At 56.5% G+C, this 2671-nt stretch carries 4 protein-coding genes; 2 read left to right on the plus strand and 2 right to left on the minus strand.

Annotated elements, in window-relative coordinates; all coding sequences use genetic code 11:
* Positions 1 to 824: OprD family outer membrane porin (locus FEM54_RS30065; RefSeq protein WP_138454012.1), on the minus strand; the 824-nt coding region annotated here is incomplete at its 3' end.
* Between the two features lie 741 nt (positions 825 to 1565).
* Here FEM54_RS30065 and FEM54_RS30070 point away from each other — a divergent pair.
* Both FEM54_RS30070 and FEM54_RS30075 read left to right on the plus strand, forming a co-directional pair.
* Complete coding sequence (locus FEM54_RS30070) at positions 1566 to 1991, plus strand: HIT domain-containing protein (RefSeq protein ID WP_138454013.1); 426 nt, start codon at positions 1566 to 1568, stop codon at positions 1989 to 1991.
* A gap of 3 nt (positions 1992 to 1994) precedes the next feature.
* Positions 1995 to 2201: a SlyX family protein gene (locus FEM54_RS30075; protein WP_017139805.1), complete on the plus strand. Its 207-nt coding sequence runs from the start codon at positions 1995 to 1997 to the stop codon at positions 2199 to 2201.
* Positions 2202 to 2286: 85 nt separating this feature from the next.
* On the opposite strand, the gene FEM54_RS34950 is transcribed toward FEM54_RS30075, so the two are convergent.
* On the minus strand, positions 2287 to 2671 hold a 385-nt coding region (locus tag FEM54_RS34950), incomplete at its 5' end, for a cold-shock protein (protein WP_276614917.1).

Consider the following 2671-nt stretch of genomic DNA (forward strand, 5'->3'; position numbering starts at 1 on the left):
TACGCACGGTTATCCAGTTTGGTGGTGTTGTCTTTTTCTGCGCGCTGCAGGCCGGCGCCATCGCTTTTGGTGCTGTAGATGTTGAAGTCAACGGCCAGGGACTGATCGTTGCTCAGCGCGTGAGTCCAGTTCAGGTTGGCGTAGGTCTTCTTCCAGTAGTCTTCGGTCTTCGCGTAGTAGAGGCTGGCGCTGACTTCCGGCGTCAGGGCATAGACACCACCGATAAAGTCGGTTTTGGTCAGACCCAGGCTGTCACGGTATGTCTGTGCTTGTGCCACGCTCGAGGTGAAGTGACCGCCTTCGAGTTTCAGGCCCTTGATCTCGTTGCTGGTGATCGAGATACCTTGCGGCAGCTCTGGCAGCAAGCGGCTGTCGTCGGAAGCGAACACAGGCGCGGTGGTGTACTGGTCGCCGACTTTAAGCACGGTGTCGGAGATGCGGAACTTAACGGCGCCGCCGCCTTTGGAGTAGTCGTCTTGCGAGCGACCGTCGGCACCGGTAGGGAACAGGCCAGTGCCCGAGCGACCCTTGCCGCTGTCCAGTTTCACGCCCAGCAGGCCGATCACGTCAACACCGACACCGATGGTGCCTTGGGTGTAGCCAGACTGGAACAGACCGTTGAAGCCCAGGCCGGTTTCATTGGTGTAGCTCTTGCCGGAATCGTTATTACGGAAGTCCCGACGGAAGTTCAGCAAACGGGTATTGATGCTGAAAGTGCTGTCTTCAACAAAGCCCTTGGAATCGTCTTGGGCGGACGCCATTGCGTACTGCGAAACGCCGGCTGAAACAGCCAGGGCGATCATGCTCCACTTCATCACGCGCATCGTGATTTGCTCCTTTGGTTTTAGGAAGAGTACTGCCGTCCCACCTGTATTTTTATCTGGGCGGCTCTTTCTTTTTTGTGTCGGCGCAAAGTTATATCACGCAGACCCTATTGACGATACTTACTCATCTATCCTTTCAGCTTCTTTACGAGGCTGTCGTAAATTGCTATTTCCCTGTCGCAAATTCACAGCCCGAGTGTGACCAGGCTGACAACTAAAGTGCAGTATTCATACCCCTTGCGAAGTTTGAACTCATCCTTGAAAGGCACCTGAACGCTACTGTTTCTTATCGCGTAACACCTGTATCCATACGGGTGCCGTTGCCGACGATACGGGTGTGAATGCAACAAGCGTGCACAAAGCGGTAACCGAATGTCATTTTTTCGTGAAAAACGTTACGGCCGTGTAAAAACCGCATAAGCACGGGCTTTTTACGTCGTTTGGTTTGGGCTTGACGCCCCGCTGAAACACCTGTTGGGAGGTACAAAAATCCTGTGCCAGGGCAAAGCGTTACCGGTTCACCCCTTGAGTGGGTAATTGGCGGATCCCTTTGAGGCACGGGTGGGTCATTTTGGTGCATCCCGCTGAGGCCCGATTTAGCGTAGCTCAAATATTTGCCTGCCTCGAAAGGGTGCGTGCTTTTTTGCCCGGTTGCCTGAACGCTCCCGCATTCGCCGTGAAGCCTCGGGCATTCGAAGGTATGCTGGGCACCTGAAATTGACCTGCCGAACGGAGTGCCGCGTGTTCGCCTTAGACCAACGCCTGCAACAAGACACACTGGCCATTGGGGACTTCCCGCTCTGCCGCCTGCTGCTGTCCAACGACGCCAATTACCCCTGGTTCATCCTGGTGCCGCGCATCAACGGTATCAGCGAAGTGTTTCAACTGGATGTCGCAGATCAACAGATACTGTGGCAAGAAACGACAGTCTTGGCGCAACAGCTCAACACGAGCTTTGCCGCCGACAAAATGAACATCGGCGCGCTGGGGAATGTCGTCAGTCAGTTGCACGTGCATGTGATCGTGCGCAAACGTGACGATGCGGCCTGGCCGGCACCGGTCTGGGGCAAACACCCGGCCCGGCCTTATACCGAAGAGCAAGTGGCGGCGATTCGCAGCCAATTGCGCGGGCTATTGCCTGCCGACTTCATCTTTAGCCAGGACTGAATCATGGATCTGCAAGACCGCGTTACCGATCTGGAAAGCCGCCTGGCCTTCCAGGACGACACCATCGAAACCCTCAATGACATCCTGGTCACTCAGCAGCGTGCGGTTGAGCGCCTGCAAATGCAGATGACGGCGCTGCTCAAGCGCCAGGAGGAAATGGGCGGGCAGTTCGAGACCTCCGAAGAAGAAGCACCGCCGCCACATTATTAATCGGTCCTTCGTTAAACAGCCGCGCATAAAAAACCGCGATCCAGCTCAGCCGGATCGCGGTTTTTTTATGCGCTGCGGGTAGGAATCAGCGACGCGGCAAGGCCGCAATCACGTCTTCGGCTTGCAGGCCTTTGTCGCGGTTCATGACGGAGAACTCCACGCGCTGGCCTTCGACCAGGACGCGATGGCCTTCGCCACGGATGGCCCGGAAGTGGACGAAGATATCGTCGCCCGAATCGCGGGAAATAAAGCCGAAGCCTTTGGAGGTGTTGAACCACTTGACGGTCCCGGTATCCCGGTTGGTCATGTCGTAGTTTTGCGACGCCGCGGCAGGCGACGAACGGTAGAAGCTGATGGCCAGGTGAAGAACGATGGCGACCACAGCAATCACCAGGCTGAGCAGGATGGCCGGGTGGCCGCCCACTTCAGGCATAGGTGCCAGGAGGGTGAGGGTTTGCACGACAACGGTC

Origin of the sequence: Pseudomonas edaphica (genome assembly GCF_005863185.1) — a bacterium.
Classification (GTDB): Bacteria; Pseudomonadota; Gammaproteobacteria; order Pseudomonadales; family Pseudomonadaceae; genus Aquipseudomonas; species Aquipseudomonas edaphica.

What these genes read in the sequence shown, in the direction of transcription:
- FEM54_RS30075 (WP_017139805.1), top strand. Translation starts at nt 1,995, where the DNA reads ATGGATCTGCAAGACCGCGTTACCGATCTGGAAAGCCGCCTGGCCTTC.